3 protein-coding genes are annotated in these 2,009 nt (G+C 41.8%); all 3 read right to left on the reverse strand.

Annotation, left to right across the window (positions count from 1 at the left end):
- Positions 1 to 74: 74 nt before the first annotated feature.
- Genes ABTY40_RS30805 through ABTY40_RS30815 form a run of 3 tightly spaced genes read right to left on the reverse strand, consistent with a single transcriptional unit; the run spans position 75 to position 1,523 of the window.
- A complete protein-coding gene (locus ABTY40_RS30805; protein WP_350502494.1) occupies positions 75 to 512 on the reverse strand; it encodes a hypothetical protein in 438 nt (145 codons plus the stop codon).
- Positions 505 to 846 (reverse strand): plasmid mobilization protein, encoded by a 342-nt coding sequence (locus ABTY40_RS30810; RefSeq protein WP_350502493.1) that lies wholly within the window; start codon positions 844 to 846, stop codon positions 505 to 507. Before ABTY40_RS30810 ends, ABTY40_RS30805 begins: the two co-directional genes overlap by 8 nt.
- On the reverse strand, positions 846 to 1,523 hold the full coding sequence (locus ABTY40_RS30815; RefSeq protein ID WP_350502492.1) for a relaxase/mobilization nuclease domain-containing protein: 678 nt from the start codon (positions 1,521 to 1,523) through the stop codon (positions 846 to 848). Before ABTY40_RS30815 ends, ABTY40_RS30810 begins: the two co-directional genes overlap by 1 nt.
- Positions 1,524 to 2,009 lie beyond the last annotated feature (486 nt).

Below are 2,009 nucleotides of genomic sequence, written 5' to 3' on the forward strand. Positions count from 1 at the left end.
GTTGTGTATGGCAGAACGTGTCAAATGTACTGAAATCATTTCGTTGTACCCCCCTTCGTTAATTTACCCTCCTTTTACTTCTTGTTCAGCTCTTGAAGGTACTTTTGATACATGTTTTCACCTCCTTTTTCCTTTCTCATCCACTGGATAAAAGTCGCTTGGTTGCTTATGGTTTGCTCTGCTTTCTCTAATTTATTTTCCTTTTTAACCCCATAAATCACCCCTGCTGCACCTATTAGAAGAAACACAAGGGAAGAAATAATAAGGGCACCGAAATATTTATCCTTTGCTCCAATGGTTAAATGCCTGGTCAATTTTATCTCTGCAGGAACATTTACTTTTTCAATCATTCCCCCCAGTTTAACAATGTTTTCGTTAACTGCATGGTGTAGGTTTTTGGCTTCTTTAGTGGAGTCTTCCAGTCTTTGGACACTTGCGCCTAATCCTTCAATATTGATCGCCTTAAGCCGTTTTATTTCGCTTAAAAGTGCCTCATTCAGTATCTCACTCATATATTTTCTCGTTTAAATATTTTATCATTCCTTCAATTTTGGCGGCATAGGCCAACACTCCTTCTTTCCGGCAAAGCTGGGCGATCTGGTTAATGTTGTTCCCTACTCGGGAGATATCCCGTAATAAAGCGGCTTTTTCTGCTGTCATGGCCTCTTTTATGTCTTTTCCTTTAGCAAGCTCCCGCATGACCTCTGCAACGCTCTGCCGGCTTTTAAATGCTTTTTCCCTGAACTCGTCGTATTCTTTCTCAGTTAGCATAATTTTCACCTGTTTAGTCCGCTTTTCGGTAGGGTCTAAAACCTTTCTCCCTGTCGTTTTTGGTTCTTTTTCCATTATCTGCCCATGCTAAAACCTTTGCGCTGTGTTTGCTCCGGTGCTTTTATTTCCATCTCCAACTCCTGCTTAAGTTCTTTCGATATCGCCCTTGTCAGGCCATGCTGTTTGGTGATATCAATACTTGCCCCTTTGGCCTTATAGCCAATATTGTTGTCTTTTAACCGCTCCCCCTGGTTGTCTACCATATTGGCAAGTAAGTGGTAATGAATGTGCCCTTTTTCTGCATGCCTGATAGCCACAAATTGGGTTTGAGTAAGGTCTAAACCTGCATTCTTCCCCTTCCCTTTTGCAAGCCTTTGGATGTAATCCTGTAAAATTTCATCTTCCTTCTTTCCGGCCAGCTTGGCCGTGTCTTCCGGAGAATGGGAAATGATGATCTGCATAATTTTATTTTTAAGTTCTGGACGTTGATCGGCCTGCGCCTGAAACTGCTTGATCAGAAGCTCGCGGTCCACTTGGCTCGTGGTGCCATTGCAGGCAATCACTGTGGCATCCTTGTCGCTCCGGCAGCAGTAGCTGATCGTAGCGCTGATGCTGGAGTTCATTTTTACTTTTGCTATCATCTTTCTTTCTTCCTTTTTGCTTTCTGGCTTCGGTGCAACCGTTGCCGGAAACAAGCGTTTTGAGAAAGGACGCAGTCCCTCAAAACACTGCTTGCCAAATAAAGCGTCCAACCTTTGAAACGACAATATAGGAGTTTTAAAGGATTTTTACATGAACCGTAATTTTATAGCTGGATTAAACAGCGAATAAATTTGCGCCTCTTTTTTTCTCTTCCTTTCTTTTTTCCTTTTCCCAGATCTTTTTTCCCTAAACCGCAAATCTGCCGAAGGAGATAAGCCGTTATGTGTGGGGGGCAATTAACCTCATTTTTTACCCCAAATAAGACTGTCAGTTTGATTTTTATTGAAAAGACGGGTAATACGGCAGAAAAAAAAATAAACGTCTTATATCGTCTTATTTGAGGCCGGCCCGCCCCCCGGCGACCCTCTTTCTTTTTTTTGTTTTTTTGTTTTTTTTTCGTCGACCCCTTCAGCTTCAAAAAGAAGAGAAATCCGGTCTTTTTTGCCTTAAATACCCGGCGTTTGAGGGACAACAGTTCTTTTTAATTATTTTAAATACTTTCCTATTTTACTCCCTTGTAAAGGTCTGACTGTCAG

It is taken from the genome of Streptomyces sp. NPDC126503, from assembly GCF_040302405.1.
GTDB classification, from domain to species: domain Bacteria; phylum Actinomycetota; class Actinomycetes; order Streptomycetales; family Streptomycetaceae; genus Streptomyces; species Streptomyces gulbargensis.